The organism is Aliiroseovarius sp. PTFE2010, from assembly GCF_049943335.1.
Classification (GTDB): domain Bacteria; phylum Pseudomonadota; class Alphaproteobacteria; order Rhodobacterales; family Rhodobacteraceae; genus JBNFVY01.
Genome location: NZ_JBNFVY010000001.1, coordinates 122,109 through 141,648 on the forward strand (window position 1 = coordinate 122,109; position 19,540 = coordinate 141,648).

Genomic DNA, 19,540 nt, shown 5'->3' on the forward strand with positions numbered 1-19,540 from the left:
TTCTAAGTTGACGATAAAGTCACCGCGAACCGAAGGGCAAGGAATCGCTTTCGACCCATCGGAAAAAGCACACCCCGAATGAACATCCCCCAGCGAGGAGAGAAAACATGGACGGAAATGACAATTCAGGTGCTGGCAAGTGCCCGGTAATGCACGGATCGGCAACCAACCTGTCGTCCACAGTCATGGACTGGTGGCCCAATGCGTTGAATTTCGACATCCTGCACCAGCACGATCAGATGACAAATCCGCTGGATACCGATCACAGCTATCGTGACAATCTCAAATCACTGGACGTTGACGCGCTCAAGGCGGACCTGCGGGCCTTGATGACGGAAACTCAAGAATGGTGGCCCGCAGACTGGGGCAGCTATGTGGGCATGTTCGCGCGTGTCGCATGGCACGCGGCTGGATCGTATCGTCTGGCCGACGGTCGCGGCGGGGCCGGGACCGGCAATCAGCGCTTTGCCCCGCTGAACTCGTGGCCTGATAACGTCAACACCGACAAAGGCCGCCGCCTGCTCTGGCCGATCAAGAAAAAATACGGCAACCAGATTTCCTGGGCCGATCTGATCGTTCTTTCCGGGACGGTTGCCTATGAGGTTGCGGGCCTGAAGACGTACGGGTTTGCATTCGGGCGCGAGGACATCTGGCACCCCGAAAAAGACACCTACTGGGGCGCCGAAAAAGAATGGCTTGCACCGTCCGACAGCCGCTACGGCGATGTGAACGATCCATCCACGATGGATAACCCTTTGGCAGCCGTGCAGATGGGCTTGATCTATGTGAACCCCGAAGGGGTGAACGGCGAACCCGACCCGATGCGGACCGCCGCACAGGTCCGCGAGACCTTCGCGCGTATGGCCATGAACGACGAAGAAACCGTCGCGCTAACTGCAGGTGGACATACCATCGGCAAATGCCACGGCAACGGAACCGCCGATAACCTGTCGCCGGATCCGGAAACGGCAGACGTCGAATTCCAGGGTCTGGGCTGGATGGGCAAAGTGAACCGCGGCATCGGACGCGACACGGTCGTATCCGGTATCGAGGGCGCATGGACCAAAGAACCCACCAAATGGGACATGGGCTATTTCGACATGCTGTTCGGACATGAATGGGAGCTGAAAAAGTCCCCTGCCGGCGCCTGGCAATGGGAGCCCGTCAATATCGCCGAAGAAGACATGCCCGTGGATGTCGAAGATCCTTCGATCAAACGCATGCCGATCATGACCGATGCCGACATGGCGATGAAGGTCGATCCGGTCTATAACGAGATCTGCCAAAAGTTCATGGCCGATCCCGAATACTTCAACGAAACTTTTGCAAAAGCCTGGTTCAAGCTGACGCACCGCGACATGGGTCCGAAAGCCCGCTGGCTTGGTCCGGATGTGCCGCAAGAAGACCTGATCTGGCAGGATCCTGTCCCTGCGGGATCAACCGACTATGATGTGGACGCCATAAAGGCAAAAATTGCGCAAACCGGTTTGAGTGTTGGTGATCTGGTCGCGACCGCGTGGGACAGCGCCCGCACCTATCGTGGATCGGACATGCGCGGCGGTGCCAACGGCGCACGCATCCGCCTTGCTCCGCAAAAAGACTGGGAAGGCAACGAACCCGACCGCCTGCAAAAAGTTCTGTCGAAACTGGAACCGATCGCCGCCGATTCCGGCGCTTCGCTTGCGGACGTTATCGTTCTGGCCGGGAACGTTGGATTGGAACAGGCCATCAAGGCCGCTGGCTTTGACATTGACGTTCCCTTTGCACCCGGTCGCGGTGACGCCACCCAGGACATGACCGACGCCGAAAGTTTTGAGCCGCTGGAACCGGTTTCCGACGCAATGCGCAACTGGCTAAAGCAGGACTACGCCGTCAGCCCCGAAGAATTGATGCTGGACAAGGCGCAGCTTCTGACACTGACGGCCAAAGAGCTGACGGCATTGGTCGGCGGGATGCGCGTACTGGGAACCAACTATGGCGGCACCGAGCATGGTGTGTTCACGGACAGGGTTGGCAGTTTGACGACCGACTTCTTCACCACGATCACCGACATGCGCTACACATGGGAACCTGTCGGAGACGGGATCTATGAAATCCGTGATCGCGTGTCAGGTGACGTCAAACACACCGCCACACGCGTCGATCTGGTGTTCGGCTCAAATTCGATCCTTCGGGCCTATGCCGAGGTGTATGCCCAAGACGATAACGCCGAAAAATTCGTGCGTGATTTTGTAGCGGCGTGGACACGCGTCATGAACGCAGACCGGTTCGATCTGATCAATTGATCCTTGGGATTGCCGCCAAGTGGTGGCAATCCACACCCACAGAGAACTTCGACAGTAAACACGGGGGAGGCAGCTCCCGTGTTTTTCGCCTTGCGCAGGTCAGGCCAAAACCAAACCATTAAATTGGCGCAGGCACGCGTGAAGCGAAATCCAAAGACTGTTGCTGGGCCGGAAATCCCCTGAATGTACCTTCAACATGCGAACCTTGCGGTAGATCATGCCATTTTCGCCGCCATGAATCCGGCGTTGCATGAGCGCGCGTGTGTTCCGGTGTCAGAACTCGTACTGTTCTGCCCGGACACTGATGCACCGGCCGCGTATCGTCCGTACCCCGCAAATTGAAAAAGCGTCAACTTTTTGGAAAAATTCTGGTCCGCATTTATATGGGCATAGGCTGCTTGGAAAGCGGGCCTGAATGGCAGGTATCCCCCATTCGACGCGCGGGCACACCTTTACCCAACGCGTGTTTGTGCCTAGGTACATTCAAATTCATGAAGGACGAGGCCGACAAGTGGCGAACTATTTGTATAAGGGCGATCTGCCCGACGACCTGGATCTGGGTCCGGAAGTGGCAATCGACTGTGAAACAATGGGGCTGAACCCGCATCGCGACCGCTTGTGCGTTGTCCAACTGTCCGGCGGCGACGGCAATGCGCATATTGTCCAGATCGCCAAGGGTCAGACAGACGCGCCAAACCTGTGCAAGTTGTTGGCGGACCCCAATGTTCTCAAGCTGTTCCACTTTGGCCGGTTTGACATCGCAGCAATGTACCATGCCTTTGGTACGTTGGCCGCGCCGGTCTATTGCACCAAGATCGCCTCGAAACTGGTCCGGACATACACGGACCGACATGGCCTCAAGAACCTTCTGGATCAATTGCTGAAAGTCGATATTTCGAAAATGCAGCAAATGAGTGATTGGGGCGCGAACGAGCTGACCAAAGCCCAATTGGATTACGCCGCTTCAGACGTGCTTTACCTGCACGCGCTGCGGACCAAATTGAACGAAATGCTGGACCGCGAAGGACGCGCTGACATGGCGCAAGCTTGCTTTGATTTCTTGCCGACGCGGGCCCGGCTGGATTTGGCAGGCTGGCCCGAAACTGACATTTTCGCGCACTGATCCGATGGACGTGAACCCAGACAAACTGATTGCAACTGGCAAACGGGTATTGAAACGCGAAGCCGATGCTTTGGCATCCTTTGCAGATGCTCTGGGTGATAGCTTTGTCGTGGCCGCGCAAACCATACTGGATGCGCCCGGCCGGGTGATCGTTTCAGGCATGGGAAAATCCGGCCATGTCGCGCGCAAGATTGCCGCCACTTTGGCCAGCACCGGCACGCCGGCCCATTTCGTTCACCCCGCCGAAGCCAGCCACGGTGATCTGGGCATGTTGACCAAAGGCGATGTGCTTCTGGTGCTGTCCAATTCGGGTGAAACACCTGAACTGGCTGACATCGTCGCCTATTCCCGGCGATTTTCCATCCCCCTGATCGGCGTTGCCTCGCGGGCCGACAGCACATTGATCCGCCAGTCGGACGTGCAATTGATCCTGCCACCCGCAGAAGAAGCGTGTGACCAGGGCATCGTTCCGACGACCTCGACCACGATGACATTGGCCCTTGGCGATGCTCTGGCCATCGCCTTGATGGAACACCGCAAATTTTCGCCCGAGCATTTCAAGGTCTTTCATCCCGGGGGTAAATTGGGTGTGCGCCTGTCCAAGGTCGCTGACCTGATGCACGAGGACATGCCTCTGGTGCCCGCCAGTGCACCGATGAGCGACGCGCTGCTGGTGATCAGTCAAAAAGGCTTCGGCGTCGTAGGCGTGACTGACAACGAAGGACGGCTGATCGGGATCATTACTGATGGCGATTTGCGCCGTCACATGGATGGGCTGCTGGACGCAACCGCAGCAGATGTCATGACCAAAGCCCCGCACACGATTCGGCCGAACGATCTGGCCGAAAGCGCGGTGGCCGAGATGAACCAGCGCAAGATCACTTGTCTTTTCGTCCAGCGTGACGGACCGCCGTGCGGTATCCTGCATATCCATGACTGCCTGCGGGCAGGGTTGGGCTGACGCTGTGGCGGCCTATGACAATACGTATTCGCGACTGGTCGCCTGGCTGAAAATCATTCTGCCCCTTGCGGCGCTGGCGCTGATGTCGACGGTATTTCTGACGGCACGCACAATCGATCCGGCAACCGACCTGCCTTTTGCCGATGTCGACGCCTCTGAACTTGCGCGCGAGCAAAGGATCGGCCAACCCCGGTTCTCAGGCGTATCGTCCGATGGCGCGGCGATCACCCTGTCTGCCGAGACCATTCGCCCGGATGCCGGCGGTCAAGGCATGGCGTCCGGTTCGAACCTTGTGCTGCGCATCGACCTGCCTGTGGGAACCACGATCCAACTGGATGCAAATGACGGCGCGTTGGACACCCAATCCAGACGCGCCGAATTGGGTGGCGGCGTGATCGTCACAACGTCGGATGGCTTCCGTGTGGAAACCAGCCGTATCGCCGCGAACTTGGAAGCAACCGAACTGGTCACGGCGGGTGAGATCACGGCAACCGCGCCGATGGGAAATCTTGTCGCCGGGAAAATGCGCGTGACCCGCGATGACGCCGACGACACCTATCTTCTGGTTTTCAACGAAGGCGTGAAACTGGTATATCAACCGCAACAGTGAAAGGTGCGAACGTGGTGCGAAACCTGCAGATCACATTGGCGGTGGTGACAAGTCTTGTCGCCGGAATGGCTGCGGCCCAGGGAACAGACGTGTCGTTCGGCGCATTGAAACAGGACACCCTGGCACCCGTTGAAATCACGGCCGACCAACTGTCCGTGGATCAAAAGGACGGCTCGGCGGTCTTTCGCGGAAATGTGCTGATAGGCCAAGGCCAGATGCGTCTGTCTGCGGGCGAAGTACGGGTGGAATATGCCGAAGGCGACGGGGCCACGACCGGGCAGATCGAACGCCTGATCGCCAGTGGTGGTGTAACCTTGGCCACCGCGACCGAAGCGGCAGAAGCACAAAACGCCGACTACACCATCGAATCGGGCAAGATCGTGATGACCGGAGATGTCATCCTGACGCAGGGGCAAAATGCCTTGTCGTCTCAGCGCCTTGTAGTCGATCTCAAATCGGGCACCGGCCAGATGGACGGACGGGTCAAAACCATCCTGAACCCGGGGTCCCAGTGATGAGCGCGGACCCCGATCTATCCGTGGCCGACGGTGCTGCCGGACTACAGGTCACCCGTCTTCGCAAAAGCTATCGAAAAAGGCTCGTGATCCGGGATGTCAGCCTGAACCTTGAGCGTGGTGAAGTCGTGGCCCTGCTCGGACCAAACGGCTCTGGCAAGACCACATGTTTTTATGCGATCGCGGGACTGATCCAACCGGAAGGTGGTCAGGTCATGATCGACGGGCGCGATGTAACTTATTTGCCCATGTATCGGCGCGCCAAGCTGGGGATTGGTTATCTTCCGCAAGAGGTGTCGATTTTTCGCGGTTTGAATGTCGAAGACAACATTCTGGCAATTCTGGAGATTTCGACAAAAGACCGGCTTGAACGACGTGAAAAGCTGGAAGACCTGCTGACAGAAATGTCGATCACCCACCTGCGTCGGGCATCGGCACTGGCGCTTTCGGGGGGCGAACGGAGACGGGTCGAAATTGCCCGATGCCTTGCCGCTGGCCCGCGTTACGTTTTGTTCGACGAACCTTTCGCAGGTGTCGATCCTATCGCGGTCGGCGAAATCCGGGGTCTGGTGACCGAGCTCAAAACCCGCGGCATCGGTGTTTTGATCACGGACCATAACGTGCAGGAAACACTGGGAATTGTAGATCGTGCGTACATTTTGCACGATGGCGAGGTCATGATGTCCGGCACAACCGACGAAGTGGTTCACGACGAAAACGTGCGGCGGGTCTACCTGGGCCAGAACTTCCGGGTTTGACCGATTTGCACGCTCTAGCAGTTGACAAACAGGCCGCGCTCGTGCGCCAATTGAACAAATGCAAATGAGCGCGTTTCACGAATGTGCACTGGCTTCGCCCGCCGCCGCACCGACAACGTCCGACCCGTCGGGGCCTAAAGTTCTTTGCAAAAATTGTCCACGGAACCCGCCATTCCGCCTGAGCCGTCGTTGCTCAGCTTGCGGGTGACGTATTTCAACCGAAGGAGGCGTGATGCGCTATCAAATCAGTGGCAAACAGATCGACATCGGGGAAGCTCTCCAGACACATGTGAAATCTGAACTAGGGGAGGTCATCGAAAAATATGCCGAACGACCAACCGACGCGAACATCATATTCAGCAAGCAAGCAGGCGAATTCGTATGCGAAGCCGTGGTTCACCTGTCCACAGGTCTGACGACCCAGGCGCGTGGCCACGCCCACGATATCTATGCGGCTTTCGATAGCTGCGCTGAAAAAATGGAAAAGCAACTCCGTCGCTACAAACGGCGGTTGAAGGATCACCACCGTGATCGTAAAGACCCGGTTGAATCGATTGGCGCTTCCTCGTATATCCTCGCCGCTAACGATCATGATACCGAGTCGGAGCCGGAGTCGCTCCAACCCATGATCATCGCGGAGATGGAAACCAAAATTCCCGACTTGTCAGTCGGAGAGGCAGTGATGCAAATGGAATTGGCTGGTGCTCCGGCGCTGGTGTTCCGAAATGAAGGCAAAAGCGAAATCAACGTTGTTTACAGGCGCGATGACGGGAACATCGGCTGGATAGACCCAAACAACGCTTAGTTGACGTCGCCGCGGTGCGACGCGGGATAACGGCACTCACCAATGGAACTTTTCGAGATTCTCGAGCCGACGGCTATCAAGGTCGTCGGCAAACTGTCCAGCAAGAAACGGCTGTTTCAGGACCTGGGCGAAATTGTTGCGGGTGCCTACGGGCTGCCGCCGAATGATGCCGTGGACGCATTGCTCGACCGCGAGAGCCTGGGCCCCACCGGGGTTGGCCATGGTGTGGCGTTGCCTCACGCGCGGTTGCACGGCCTTGATCGTGTGGTCGGTGCCTTTGTCAGGATCGAAGAACCTCTGGATTTCGACGCGGTTGATCGTCAACCGGTAGATCTGATTTTCTCGCTCTTCGCGCCGGTCAATTCGGGTGTAGATCATCTCAAGGCGCTGGCGCTTGTATCGCGGACCATGCGGGACGCGAATATCTGCTCAAAACTGCGCGCCAATGACGATCCGGCAACGCTTCATGCGATCTTGACCGAATCGCCCAAGACCCAAGCCGCTTAGCGCGCCCAGGGGCCAAATCCGAACATCATGTAGTCTTTCTGATAGGCCGCTTTCACAGCGGCCTCTACGTGTTCGTCATATATGTCTGACAAGGCAAACGGGGTATCGGCGGCCAAACCGGGCACGGGTTCTGTTTTTGCTCCGACCCACTGACCCAACAAAGGCAGATCCCGTTTCATGTCATCTGCGCGAATGACCATGTCAGGTGCGCCGAATTGCGAAAATCCCGCGATGGTTTCAGCTTGTGTCGCCCATGATGCGTCAACCCGCACCGAAGTCTGGCCGTTCAGGTTGCCTTTGATCCATTCGGCGAACGCGATGAATGCGGCCCGGTGTGCGTCACGGCTATAATCCGGCGAAAGGACTTCGGGAATGCCAATGCGGTAGTCTTTGATCAGCCTTTGACGGATTTCCAGATACACGTCGCCGTCCGTCGCGAGAATATGGTCACAAAAAGCACGGTGCAGCCGCGCGACAGGATGGCACACGATAGTGAAACTTCGATGCCCGGTATTCTTGCGTTTCCACTGACGCAGCGTTTTCTGCGTGAAGCCGCTGCGCGTCGCCCCAAGTGAACTGAGCCATTGCAGAACCTCGGCTTCGGCTGACGCTTTGATCGGCATATAGAGCAATGGGGCAACTTCAGAGGCCACGTAGCGGGGAACATTGGGGCCGCGGCGCGGTTCGAAATTCGGTGTGCGCGACAGGTTGAAATGGTCGAAACCAGACAGTGCTGCTGTCATTTCTTCGTAGTTTTCGACTTTGTCACGCAGCACCTGCGGATTTTGAACTTTGGTCCTTGTGTTCGCTTTGTCCTTTGGACTGTCACATCCGAGGAATTTGGCCAGACCGTTCAACACGTCCAGATTGTGCAGATCGTCATATCCAACATAGAAGGCGGTTTGGCCCGTAGTTTGAAGCCCGGTCAAAAGATCCAGCTGAAACGCCTGAAGGTCCGCAAGGAAGCCTTCGAATTCCTGCTTGTCGAAACGCGCCTTGGCCGTCTTCGCGGTCTTCATGTCACCCAGTCGCCACTGGCCAGTGGCCGCCGCAATTTTCTGACTAACGTAACTTTCGATTGGATTGCGGGTCAGGATGATCTTGGCACAACGCGGGTTTTTTAGCGCAACGTCTAAGATGCGCGGGTCGTGACCTGGAAAGAACCGGAACCCCGCCAACCCATCCGTTTTGGATCGGATTGCGGTCAACAACCGTTCGGGCTGCGCTTCGCGTTCGGCCAGGGACACACCGGCCATTTCCGTTTTTCCCGCGTGTCCGATGAAATGCGGATTGAATGCCTCGCCCCAACAGTGCAACCGATCGTAATCGTTGAGGTTTTCCTCAAGGTAATTCGACCCGGTTCGCATGTTTGCGAAAACCACGAAGTAATCGAATGGTCCTGCCAATGTCATTTCACCAGATAGGGCCGCTTGCGCGGGCGTTGCTGAGATTCCTGTTGGTCACCCGTGGGAAAATCCCCCATCAGATGTGGATGCATCCCTTGGTTCTTGAGGTTCTGCAGAAATTGCCCAAATCCGGTCAGATCCCTCATCTTCGGGGCCTCGGCCAAACGCCGGCCACCCCGCGTTCCGATTTCATCAATAACGGTTTGAAGTGGCTCCATGGGACTTTCAATAAAGTCCGCCAAGGTCCAGATACGCACCCGCGCCTTTCGGTAAGGTGATCGCAAAATATCCAAGTGTTCCGCTTCGATCTTTTGAAGACGCGCGGCTTCTCGCCGAATTTCCGAAAAGTTGGCGTTAGATTGAAACAACGGCACTGCCCATGCACCCGAAATAACCGTGATCTGTGCATTGGGGTCCGTCGCAACAAGCCAGCTGATGCCCTGTGTGTCGCGTGGGCCGAACTGAAAAACCTGCCTTTCGCCGCGGGTATTCCAGATAAGCGACGTCAAAAAGGCACAGGGGTTGTAGTCGCGCAGCTTTGGTGAATTTGATAACGCCCCGGTAAAGATGGTTTGGCCCCCTGCGAACTCGGCCCCGTCGGGCGCATAGAGGTGCCCGTGAACGCGCGCGTCTACCGCGCGGGCCAACCAGACATCGAAATCTTCGAAAATGTCCGAAAAACCCTCAAAAATGGAATAAGGCGCGCAGGTCTTGCCCTTGTCGATTCCATCTGCCGGCAACCGCGATTGCATATATAGCCCGTCGCGGCCCTGCGTGCGCCTTTCAACCGCCTTGGCAAAAATTCGATCGATCTTACCTGGATTGGGTTCGGCGCGCGTGAATTCATCTTTTGGCTTGAGGAAGGCATCATACAGACGATTGGCTTCGGGCCAGATCTTGCGCGCCATGAAGCAGTCAGACCGGCGAAGCAATTGCAGGTGATCGTCATAAAAAATGTGCGGTTTGCCCTGAAAATCGAACTTGGACAGGGTGAGCGACCGGCTCTCGATATTTGTCGCGAACTGCCGGACCAATGTCTGATAGTAACTTTCGTCCGGAATCCAAACCTTGGAAAAATACCGGTCGATTTCGGCGCGATCCGGATCTTCCAATATCGCTGAAAGTGTTTGCCGCGTCAGGCACCACCATTGGCTTCCTAAGTGCGGCACAATCCCTTTGGGCAGCTTCCTTGTGCAACCGAATCGTCGCTGGAAGCGTACGTAGGTGTCAAACGATTTGCGGTACTTTTTCCATGAGAAGGGAAAGCGGAACGTGAACCTCTCTTCATCCAATCCACCAACTGTCCAATGGACATCTTCGATAGTCACACTTTCGATGAAGTTCGTCATCGGGCGATCCGCAAGATACGCGCGCAGCGATTCAATCGGGCGCAAAGGCAGACATGAGCCAGAAGCCAAGTACACGTGCCGAACCTCGGGAAAGCTGGTCAGCATCATTTCCGATCCGGTCTGCGATGCCTGCACCAACGACCAGGTTCCCCAGTCGCAAGCATGACGTTTACAGAATTTGACGTTTTCCAGATCTGCCAAGCCACGCTTGAGGCCGTCAAATTCGGCGCGCGGTGTACGTTTGTCACAATGAATGACGACAGGGCATCCGTTTGTCGCGAAGTGCCGCGCCACTTGTTCGGCGCGGTGAAGCGCATCGTGCACCATCATCACGAAACCGACGGTCACGCCCAATTCCCTTTGGACATCAGCCCCAATATTTCAAGCTGCCGCCAGTTTATGTATTTCTCGGACCACTTGCACCATAGGTCCGGATTATCGGCAATTTTCTGGCGGTAGGAATGATATTCGCGTCCTCCGGCATAGTGTTCGCCCCGCTCTAATTCTTCGGCGGCTTTCTGTGAAAACGTATTCAGAAACTTCGCGTGCAACAGGCAGCCCGAAGCTTTTTCCCCGCCCCAGTTGTCATAGACCAGGTTCAGACCGCGCGGCAAAAGCGCATGGGTAGAACTGGCATATGCGTAGGACCGATCCCATTTCACCAAGGGAATTTTGTTCAAAGCAGGCGACGCTTCGGGATCATCTGCAAAGAACGCACGCGCGCGCGGGCCCCCTTGGATCCAGAGATTGCCATAAAACCCGTTGCGGGTGATTGTATAGTTTCCGCTGTCAAACCAATTTGCGATTTCGAAGGGGTCCTGACCTTCGACGTAGGTCTGGCTGTCGATGGGGCCCTTGGGATACATGTCCAACAGCATTGCCGAGAAACTGCGCAGACCCGAGTTATCCAACCAGTCGGTGAGTGCGCGTATCGGACGCGTGTCGCAAAATGGATAGATGAAGAATTCGTCCGGATCTACCGTCAAGCACCAATGGCCATGCCCGTATTTCACTTGTAGAAAATTCAGCCAATCCACGCCGAACCGTGATTTTCTGTAGCTGGCCCCCGTGGTCCAAAGCGTGACATCTGGTTGCTGTGCAAGATATTCCCGTGATCCATCGGTTGAATCATTGTCCACGATCAAGAAGTGATTGACCCCAAGATCACGGTAATATTTCAAAAAATAGGGCAGCCGGACTTTTTCATTTCGCAACGTCGAAAACAGCAAGATGTCTTTGCGCCCGATAGCGCGGGTGTGGTCCGAAAACAGGGACAACTCACGTCGCTTTAAAAAGGCACGATACCGCCAACGCTTACGCCTTACCCGCAACCGATATGACTGCCAAACACCCAAGCCTCAACCCATGCCCTTCTGCGGCTAAATTATTCAGCCGGTAATCTAGCCTGTTAGGATTAACACAACATTGACCGTATTTGCCAAGCAATTGTTCACGCTGGAAAAACGGTCATTGTTGCCGGCCCCCTTTTCTGAGCCGGATTTCCAAACCATTCCGGGGGCTTAAATGACCGGTCGCGCTAAACCCAACCTCCGCGCGACATAAGGCCCATTGCCTCAAGCTGGCGCCAGCCCAGCAAGCGGGACGAATGTTCTGTCCATAGGTCCGGCGCCGCTGCCACGTGATCGTAATAGGCGTCAAAATCTGCGGGGTTGCCAAAATGCTGGCGGCGGGATTTTTCCTCGCGAGAGCGCGCAACAGCTGTGTGGAGAAATTTGGTGTGGAGCAGAATACCACTGATCCGCTCTCCACCGGATGTGTCATAGACGCGGTTCAGCCTTGGGGGCAGCATGGAATGCGTCGAGCTGACGTAGGCATACCGCCTGCTCCATTTAACCAATGGCGTCTTGTTGAGCGTCGGGGCCCTGCGCGGGTTGTCGGCAAAAAACACACGCGCCCGCGGCCCACCCTGTATCCACAGGTTTCCAGCGGGTTCCTGTCTTTGCACGATGTAATTTCCACTGTCGAACCATTCCAAAATATCGGTCGGATCGTCGCCTGGCTGATAGACCTGCTGATCCAGGCGGCCTTTGGGATAAAGATCGAGCATCATCGTGCCAAATGAACGCGCGCCGATGCGGTCAAGTTGCGCGGCCAAAGCGCGGATCGAACGCGTATCATGGTGTGGATAAATGAACAGCTCGTCCGCATCCAGCGTCAAGCACCAGTGTCCGTCGCCGTAACGAACCTGCAGCCATGTCAGCCAATCCATACCGAACCGGGACAGCCGATAGCTCGCCCCCGTGGTCCACAAGGAAACATCCGGCTGCGCCGCAAGAAACTCTGTGGTCGCATCGTCAGAGCCATTGTCGACGAACAAGAAATGCTGCACCCCCAGGTTTCGGTGATGCTGCAGGAAATAGGGCAAGCGCAGCATTTCGTTCCGCACGGTGCAAAATGCCAAGATTGCGTTCGTGGTAATCTGAGCCGTCCGGTCTGATATACACGACAATTGCCTGCGCCGTCGGAACGCCCGCCAAAGCAAATACCGCCGTTTATGGCGTAGGTAATAGGCTTGCCGGGCGGATTGAACAGACAACGCAGTGCGCGGCACTTGGGTCGCCGTTCCCGATATCGATACGGTCTTAGTCGCCATACCCCCCGCCCTTATGCCAGCGCCATGCGTCGGTCAGCATGTCTGTCAAGTTCGATCGCTTGGGGTTCCAGCCGAGTTCGCTGCTGGCACGATCGCTTCCGGAAACCAGTTTGGTGGCGTCCCCGGCCCGGCGCTCTCCCTCGATAATGGGAACCGGGCGCTTGGTGACCTGCCGGGCATGATCTATGACCTCGCGCACGGAAAACCCTGTCCCTGTTCCCAGATTAAAGACCCGGCTGCCCCGATCCTGCGCCAGCCATTCCAAACCCAGGATATGTGCGTCGACCAGATCCATGACATGCACATAGTCGCGAATGCAGGTTCCATCCGGCGTATTGTAATCTGTGCCGTAGACGGTCAACGCATCCCGTTTTTCGGCTATTGCGTCCAGGATCAACGGCACGAGATGCGTCTCGGGCTGGTGCCATTCGCCGACCTCGGCGGCAGGATCCGCCCCGGCCACGTTGAAATAGCGAAAGATCACATGCCGCAGACCGTGGCTGGCCTCGAAATCCCGCAAAATTTCTTCGATCGCGCGTTTTGATGACCCGTAGGAGTTTATGGGAAATTGCACACTGTCTTCGTTGAGAACAACGTTGTCCTGATCGCCGTAGGTGGCACAGGTTGAACTGAACACGAAATCAAGACAGCCCGCAGCAACCGCGGATTCTATCAGTGTCAGCGATCCCAGAACATTGTTGCGCCAGTATTTTCCCGGGTCCGACATGCTTTCGCCGACTTGGCTGAAAGCGGCAAAGTGCATCACGGCAACCGGACTGTGTTTCGCAAACACCTCATCCAAGCGATTGCGGTCTGAAATATCGCCTTGTTCGGCTGGCCCGAATTTTACGGCGTCGGGCCAGCCTGTCGAATAATTGTCAAAGCAAACTGGAACATAACCGTTCTGCGACAGCACCTTGCACGCGTGCGAGCCAATGTAGCCAGCACCACCAGTTACAAGGACACGCCTAGACAAATGCGCGCCCTATTCTGCTGCGCGCCGTGATGCGACCATCTCATCGAGATAGGCACCCAATTCATCCCTGAGATCTTCGCGAGCCAAACCGAACGCAACGGTGGCCTGCAAGAACCCGGCTTTCGATCCGCAATCGTAGCGTTGCCCGCGGAACCGGAAACCGTAGACGCCGCGGTCCTGATTGATCTCTTCCGCAATCGCATCGGTCAGCTGAATTTCGCCGCCCGCGCCGGTCTTTTTCTTGTTCAGGTTCCGCATCACGTTCGGCGAAAGGATGTATCGCCCGATGACTGCCAGATTCGAAGGTTCCGTCCCTGGCGCGGGTTTTTCGACCATGCCGTTAACCGAAACGATCGAACCCATGTCTTCCTTGACGTCCAGAACACCGTAAGCCGAAACCTTGTCCTTGGGGACTTCCATCGCGGCAACCATGCTGCCGCCCGTTTCTTCATAGGCTTCGACCATTTGTTGCAGGCACGGCTTTTCGGCAGCAATGACATCGTCGGGCAGAATGACGGCGAACGGTTCGTTCTGCATCAGCCGGCGCGCGCACCAGACCGCATGCCCCAGACCCAAGGCCTTGTGCTGGCGAATATACGCGATTGCACCGCTGTCCATGTTGGTGTTCTTGAGGGTTTCGAGCAGCTCGTCCTTGCCCTTCTTGCGCAACTCTTGCTCAAGAACCGGCGAGTGGTCGAAATAGTCTTCAAGCGCGCTTTTGCCGCGCGATGTCACAAAGATGAACTCTTTGATCCCCGCCGCACGCGCTTCATCGATGGCATATTGAATCAACGGCCGATCGACGAGAGTCATGATCTCTTTCGGGATCGACTTGGTTGCGGGAAGGAACCGCGTTCCGAGCCCTGCGACGGGAAAGATTGCTTTGGTTACTTTACGTTTCATCGGCCATGCCTCTGCTATCCAGTCGTTCGAGTGTCATGTTCGACAGCCCATTGCGATCGAATATCCACTCTAGAGTTTAACAAACAGGTTTCTTTCCGTCATTGTTCCAGAGAAAAATCAAAAAATAGTCCCCGTACCTGGCGCTTCCCCACGGTCAGCGCACATCGCATTTCGTCGTCGCCTGAAAAACTGGCGGACTTGTGACGACGCTACGGCTTTTTAAGTTCCACGCCAGGAGCATAAGCGATGAAGAACGGATTTGAGAAGTCAGGTTTTCCGTACAGCAGTGGCGTGTGATCGTCGAAGCGCACGACGTCGCCGCCCGCGCCAAGCAAAACCGCATGACCCGCTGCCGTATCCCATTCCATCGTTCGCCCGACCCGCGGGTAGATGTCTGCCTCGCCCGTTGCGACCAGACAGAACTTTAGGGAAGATCCCGCACTTTTGCTGTCTTTGACCGCGTACTTTCCGATATAGTCGTCGGTTGCCTGATCCCGGTGCGATTTCGATGCCACGACCAAAAGGGCATCGTTGTCCGGCTCAGACACGGAAAGGGCTTTGCACTGCCCTGGGGTTTCTGAATCGAACGGTCCCGTTTCTTCCACGGTCGTTCCATCGGCCAATGTGTAGAACAGACGGTTCTTCGCCGGTGCATAGACGACGCCCCTCTGGGGAACACCGTTGTCCACATAGGCAATGTTGACCGTGAAATCTCCACGTCGTTTGACAAATTCCTTCGTCCCGTCAAGCGGATCGACAATCAGAAACGTGCGCACATCCAGGCTATGCGTGGCGGCTTGTTCTTCGGTGATCAGCGGCACCTGCGGAAACGCGGCCCGCAGACCGGCAGAAATCAGCGCATCGGCGGCTTCGTCCGCTGCGGTCACCGGGCTATCGTCGGATTTCGATTTCACCTCGAAATCATCTGAATTGTAGATTTCCATGATCTTGTCGCCTGCTTCCAGAGCAAGGCGCCGCATGACAGGGATGAGTGTTTCGAAATTCACTATGGATATCTCCTTGGGGCAACGAAAGCGCCGGAACATTGTCAGCTACAAACTCAGCCCTTATGCTACGGTGCTAAGGGAACAGCAATAATTCCCGCTCATAATGTCCGCAGCAGCGATCTTTTCAGGCAGACCATGTTCCAACATTCCCGGCAACGAACCAAGACCGCAACGTTCTTTTCGATACTGGAGTTGATTTACCATGCGACGGTTCGCCACCTTCGCAAGGGGCATGGAAATGCCGTTATCGGATTGCTGTCGAACATCATGCAGACGCTGATCCTTGTGCTGGTCTTTTACATCCTGTTTTCGGTTCTGGGCATGCGTGGATCCGCCATTCGCGGCGATTTCCTTCTTTACATCATGTCCGGCATCTTCCTGTTCATGACGCATTCCAAGGCCATGGCAGCAGTTGTTGGCGCCGAAGGGCCAACGTCGGCCATGATGAAACATGCCCCGATGAATACTGTCGTTTCGATCACGTCCGCTGCGCTGAGTTCGCTGTACATTCAAGTGCTATCGGTGGTCGTAATTCTCTATGTGTATCACGTCGGATTCACCCGGATCACAATCTATGATCCAGTGGGCTGCTTTGCCATGATCTTGTTGTCGTGGTTTTCCGGCGTGGCGATCGGCATGGTTTTCTTCGCGCTGAAACCCTGGGCTCCGGGATTTGCCGGGATCGCGACCACCATCTATTCGCGCGCAAACATGATTGCATCCGGCAAGATGTTCGTCGCGAACCAGACACCAAGCTATATCTTGGTGCTTTTCACATGGAACCCGTTGTTTCACTGCATTGATCAGGCGCGCGGGTTCGCGTTCAAGGACTACACACCGCACCACAGTTCGGTAACATATCCTCTCTTTGTTTCCTTTGCGTTGATCATGATCGGATTGCTGGGCGAATTTTACACCCGCAAACACGCATCCCTGAGTTGGAGCGCTGGCCGGTGAGTCAATCCACAACCCGGCATGTCAAATTGATCCGTCCACCTTTGGGCAGCAGTGTCGAAGACCCAAACCGGGTCTTGTCGACCCCGTGATACCGTAACCGCGCATCGCCGCCCAGAACCACCACATCGCCCGATGACAGCCAGACACTCTGGGTCTTTCCGCCACGCTCGTCGTTGCCGATACGAAACAGCGCTTCGTCGCCCAGTGACACCGACAAGACCGGCCAGTCAAAGTCCTTTTCGTCAGCGTCGCGATGCATGCCCATACGCGTGTTTTCGCCGTAGAAATTGATCAGGCAACAGTCCGGGTCGCGCTTGTCCGACACCAAACTACGCCAGATTCGCAAAACATCGGCCGGAATGGGCGGCCAGGATGTGCCGCTGGGATGGGCAGTGACATATCGGTAGCCCTTTCGATCCGAATACCATCCATATTTGCCCGCTGAAGTCAGCCGAACCGACATTGGTTTGCCATAGGGCGTCATTGGCGAAAACAACGGCGCAACCCGGATGATACCCGCAGCGCAGCCACCAGATCCGCCTGCTGAGAATTATCCAGGTAGCCTTTATACACCTGTGCGCCGCGAAGCTGTGCCGTCGGTTTTGTCAATTACATAGCCCTTTCCTGACAAGCCCCGGAAAAAGAGTCGTTTTTTGCCCGTTTTCTGCGTACGCGCCGCCTTGCAGGCCGCATTTGCCCTACTTATATACGCCCAGAAGCCGGTCGGGGAACAATCTCCGGCCTTTTCATGGGATCGGCGAATGGCGCCGAAACGGGCCAATCGCCAAGATATCGCCAAGAGAGGAAATTGAGCATGGGTAAAGTAATCGGCATCGACCTCGGGACCACCAACAGCTGCGTCGCCATCATGGATGGATCGCAGCCCCGGGTCATCGAAAACGCTGAAGGTGCACGTACCACACCGTCTATCGTGGGTTTCACGGATGATGAGCGTCTGGTTGGCCAGCCCGCCAAACGCCAAGCTGTCACAAACCCCGACAACACGGTTTTTGCCGTCAAACGCCTGATTGGGCGCCGCGTGACGGACAAGGAAGTTGAAAAGGACAAGAAGCTTGTTCCCTATAGCATCGTGGATGGGGGCAACGGCGACGCATGGGTCGAAGTCAAAGGCGACAAGTACAGCCCCAGCCAGATTTCAGCCTTTATTCTTGGGAAAATGAAAGAAACGGCGGAATCGTATTTGGGTGAAGAGGTCACGCAGGCCGTCATCACTGTTCCTGCCTATTTCAACGACGCACAACGTCAGGCCACCAAGGATGCCGGCAAGATCGCCGGTCTGGAAGTGTTGCGGATCATTAACGAACCGACCGCCGCAGCACTGGCCTATGGCCTGGACAAGAAAGACAGCAAGACCATCGCGGTTTATGACTTGGGCGGCGGTACGTTCGACGTCACCATTCTGGAAATTGACGACGGCCTCTTCGAAGTGAAATCCACCAACGGGGACACGTTCCTGGGCGGTGAAGACTTCGACATGCGCATCGTCAACTACCTCGCCGATGAGTTCAAAAAAGAACATGGCGTCGATCTGACCAAGGACAAGATGGCGCTACAGCGACTCAAGGAAGCCGCTGAAAAGGCCAAGATCGAACTTTCGTCCAGCACTCAGACCGAAATCAACCAGCCATTTATCAGCATGGATCCGAATGGCGGCCAGCCGTTGCACATGGTCATGAAACTGACCCGCGCCAAGCTGGAAAGCCTGGTGAATGATTTGATCAAGGCTTCGATGAAACCGTGTCAGGCAGCACTCAAGGATGCTGGACTGTCGACCAGTGACATCGACGAAATCGTTCTGGTCGGCGGCATGACCCGGATGCCGAAAGTGTCGGAAGAAGTGTCCAAGTTCTTCGGAAAAGAGCCCCATAAGGGCGTGAACCCGGACGAAGTTGTTGCACTGGGCGCGGCCATTCAGGCCGGTGTTCTGCAAGGCGACGTCAAGGACGTGGTCCTGCTGGACGTGACCCCGCTTTCGCTGGGTATCGAAACCTTGGGCGGCGTGTTTACGCGCCTGATCGATCGTAACACCACGATCCCCACCAAGAAGAGCCAGATCTTTTCGACCGCTGAAGACAATCAGTCGGCCGTGACCCTGCGCGTCTTCCAGGGCGAGCGTGAAATGGCGGCCGACAACAAACTTCTGGGTCAGTTCAACCTGGAAGACATCCCGCCTGCGCCACGTGGTCTGCCACAGATCGAAGTCACCTTCGATATTGACGCCAACGGTATCGTGGAAGTTGGGGCCAAGGACAAAGGCACCGGCAAAGAGCAGAAGATCACCATCCAAGCGTCGGGCGGTCTGTCCGATGAGGATATCGAACAGATGGTGAAAGACGCTGAAGCCAACGCCGAGTCTGACAAAGAGCGCCGCGAACTGGTCGAAGCCCGCAACCAGGCCGAAAGCTTGGTCCACTCGACCGAGAAGTCGTTGGAAGAGCATGGCGACAAAGTCGATCCATCGACAGTCGAGGTGATCGAATTGGCTGTTGCCGCGCTCAAAGACGAGCTGGAAAAAGAAGATGTGTCGCCCGAAAAGATCAAGTCCGGCATTCAGAACGTCACAGACGCAGCCATGAAGCTGGGCGAGGCAATTTACAAAGCGCAGCAAACTGAAGGCGGCGCGGATGATGGCGATGTCGGCGAAGACGGACCTTCGGGTGTCGACGACGATATCGTAGATGCCGATTTCGAAGATCTCGACGACGACAAACGCAGCTAAATTTGCGTCCTGGAACCTAAGGTC

At 56.1% G+C, this 19,540-nt stretch carries 18 protein-coding genes; 10 read left to right on the plus strand and 8 right to left on the minus strand.

Going from position 1 to position 19,540, the window contains the following annotated elements:
- The first annotated feature begins 107 nt into the window (after positions 1-107).
- From katG to ACP2AV_RS00680, 8 genes are all read left to right on the plus strand, one after another.
- Positions 108-2,285 (plus strand): catalase/peroxidase HPI, encoded by a 2,178-nt coding sequence (katG, locus tag ACP2AV_RS00645; RefSeq protein ID WP_426370721.1) that lies wholly within the window; start codon positions 108-110, stop codon positions 2,283-2,285.
- A gap of 511 nt (positions 2,286-2,796) precedes the next feature.
- Positions 2,797-3,408, plus strand: a complete 612-nt coding sequence (locus tag ACP2AV_RS00650; protein ID WP_426370722.1) for a ribonuclease D — start codon at positions 2,797-2,799, stop codon at positions 3,406-3,408.
- A gap of 4 nt (positions 3,409-3,412) precedes the next feature.
- Positions 3,413-4,369: a KpsF/GutQ family sugar-phosphate isomerase gene (locus ACP2AV_RS00655; RefSeq protein ID WP_426370723.1), complete on the plus strand. Its 957-nt coding sequence runs from the start codon at positions 3,413-3,415 to the stop codon at positions 4,367-4,369.
- The gene (locus ACP2AV_RS00660; protein ID WP_426370724.1) at positions 4,341-4,979 is read left to right on the plus strand and encodes a hypothetical protein; all 639 of its coding nucleotides are present in this window, start codon (positions 4,341-4,343) and stop codon (positions 4,977-4,979) included. Before ACP2AV_RS00655 ends, ACP2AV_RS00660 begins: the two co-directional genes overlap by 29 nt.
- Before the next feature lie 65 nt (positions 4,980-5,044).
- Positions 5,045-5,494: a lipopolysaccharide transport periplasmic protein LptA gene (gene lptA / locus ACP2AV_RS00665; RefSeq protein WP_426371330.1), complete on the plus strand. Its 450-nt coding sequence runs from the start codon at positions 5,045-5,047 to the stop codon at positions 5,492-5,494.
- Positions 5,494-6,252: an LPS export ABC transporter ATP-binding protein gene (gene lptB, locus ACP2AV_RS00670; RefSeq protein ID WP_426370725.1), complete on the plus strand. Its 759-nt coding sequence runs from the start codon at positions 5,494-5,496 to the stop codon at positions 6,250-6,252. Before lptA ends, lptB begins: the two co-directional genes overlap by 1 nt.
- Before the next feature lie 232 nt (positions 6,253-6,484).
- Complete coding sequence (gene hpf, locus ACP2AV_RS00675) at positions 6,485-7,057, plus strand: ribosome hibernation-promoting factor, HPF/YfiA family (protein ID WP_426370726.1); 573 nt, start codon at positions 6,485-6,487, stop codon at positions 7,055-7,057.
- Between the two features lie 42 nt (positions 7,058-7,099).
- Positions 7,100-7,564: a PTS sugar transporter subunit IIA gene (locus tag ACP2AV_RS00680; protein WP_426370727.1), complete on the plus strand. Its 465-nt coding sequence runs from the start codon at positions 7,100-7,102 to the stop codon at positions 7,562-7,564.
- Here the strand turns inward: ACP2AV_RS00680 and ACP2AV_RS00685 are convergent.
- The 7 genes from ACP2AV_RS00685 to cysQ form a co-directional block, all read right to left on the minus strand.
- Complete coding sequence (locus ACP2AV_RS00685) at positions 7,561-8,976, minus strand: sulfotransferase family 2 domain-containing protein (RefSeq protein WP_426370728.1); 1,416 nt, start codon at positions 8,974-8,976, stop codon at positions 7,561-7,563. The two genes, ACP2AV_RS00680 and ACP2AV_RS00685, sit on opposite strands and share 4 nt — an antisense overlap.
- Entirely contained in the window at positions 8,973-10,667 is a 1,695-nt protein-coding gene (locus ACP2AV_RS00690; protein ID WP_426370729.1) for a beta-1,6-N-acetylglucosaminyltransferase, read from the minus strand. Before ACP2AV_RS00690 ends, ACP2AV_RS00685 begins: the two co-directional genes overlap by 4 nt.
- Positions 10,664-11,674 (minus strand): glycosyltransferase family 2 protein, encoded by a 1,011-nt coding sequence (locus ACP2AV_RS00695; protein ID WP_426370730.1) that lies wholly within the window; start codon positions 11,672-11,674, stop codon positions 10,664-10,666. Before ACP2AV_RS00695 ends, ACP2AV_RS00690 begins: the two co-directional genes overlap by 4 nt.
- 182 nt (positions 11,675-11,856) lie before the next feature.
- The gene (locus ACP2AV_RS00700) at positions 11,857-12,714 is read right to left on the minus strand and encodes a glycosyltransferase family 2 protein (RefSeq protein WP_426370731.1); all 858 of its coding nucleotides are present in this window, start codon (positions 12,712-12,714) and stop codon (positions 11,857-11,859) included.
- A 208-nt stretch (positions 12,715-12,922) separates the two neighbouring features.
- Positions 12,923-13,909, minus strand: a complete 987-nt coding sequence (galE, locus tag ACP2AV_RS00705) for a UDP-glucose 4-epimerase GalE (protein ID WP_426370732.1) — start codon at positions 13,907-13,909, stop codon at positions 12,923-12,925.
- A gap of 9 nt (positions 13,910-13,918) precedes the next feature.
- Positions 13,919-14,812 (minus strand): UTP--glucose-1-phosphate uridylyltransferase GalU, encoded by an 894-nt coding sequence (gene galU, locus ACP2AV_RS00710; RefSeq protein ID WP_426370733.1) that lies wholly within the window; start codon positions 14,810-14,812, stop codon positions 13,919-13,921.
- A gap of 209 nt (positions 14,813-15,021) precedes the next feature.
- Positions 15,022-15,819 carry a 3'(2'),5'-bisphosphate nucleotidase CysQ gene (gene cysQ / locus ACP2AV_RS00715; RefSeq protein ID WP_426370734.1) on the minus strand — a complete coding sequence of 266 codons (798 nt, stop codon included), beginning with the start codon at positions 15,817-15,819 and terminating at the stop codon, positions 15,022-15,024.
- Positions 15,820-15,954: 135 nt separating this feature from the next.
- Between cysQ and ACP2AV_RS00720 the strand changes: the two genes are divergently transcribed.
- On the plus strand, positions 15,955-16,776 hold the full coding sequence (locus ACP2AV_RS00720) for an ABC transporter permease (protein ID WP_426370735.1): 822 nt from the start codon (positions 15,955-15,957) through the stop codon (positions 16,774-16,776).
- 1 nt (position 16,777) lies between these two features.
- Here ACP2AV_RS00720 and ACP2AV_RS00725 read toward each other — a convergent pair whose 3' ends face one another.
- Positions 16,778-17,260, minus strand: a complete 483-nt coding sequence (locus ACP2AV_RS00725) for an alpha-ketoglutarate-dependent dioxygenase AlkB family protein (RefSeq protein WP_426371331.1) — start codon at positions 17,258-17,260, stop codon at positions 16,778-16,780.
- A gap of 264 nt (positions 17,261-17,524) precedes the next feature.
- On the opposite strand from ACP2AV_RS00725, the gene dnaK reads away from it, so the two are divergent.
- Positions 17,525-19,516, plus strand: a complete 1,992-nt coding sequence (gene dnaK / locus ACP2AV_RS00730; RefSeq protein WP_426370736.1) for a molecular chaperone DnaK — start codon at positions 17,525-17,527, stop codon at positions 19,514-19,516.
- The last annotated feature ends 24 nt before the right edge of the window (positions 19,517-19,540 follow it).